The 362-nt window shown below is 60.5% G+C and carries 1 CRISPR repeat array.

Annotation, left to right across the window (positions count from 1 at the left end):
* Positions 1–3 precede the first annotated feature (3 nt).
* A CRISPR array of direct repeats spans positions 4–360; the repeat unit is 31 nt; unit sequence GTCGCACCCTCACGGGTGCGTGGATTGAAAC.
* Positions 361–362 lie beyond the last annotated feature (2 nt).

Genomic DNA, 362 nt, shown 5'->3' on the forward strand with positions numbered 1-362 from the left:
AAAGTCGCACCCTCACGGGTGCGTGGATTGAAACCAAACCACAGCCACGCATCCGGAGTCAGGGGGTCGGTCGCACCCTCACGGGTGCGTGGATTGAAACAGGCCGCAACTTACGCGCCGCGGCCTGAATGGAGTCGCACCCTCACGGGTGCGTGGATTGAAACCGCTCCCCATGAAGGGGTCGAGAATTCGTGATTTTGTCGCACCCTCACGGGTGCGTGGATTGAAACACCGCGGGGAAGGGAACCCCCTCCCGCTCCTCATGTCGCACCCTCACGGGTGCGTGGATTGAAACAAAATCCTGCCGGGCAAAATGCCTCACGGAATCCGTCGCACCCTCACGGGTGCGTGGATTGAAACAA

It is taken from the genome of Akkermansia sp. KLE1798 (genome assembly GCF_001580195.1).
In the GTDB taxonomy this organism is placed as follows: Bacteria; Verrucomicrobiota; Verrucomicrobiia; order Verrucomicrobiales; family Akkermansiaceae; genus Akkermansia; species Akkermansia biwaensis.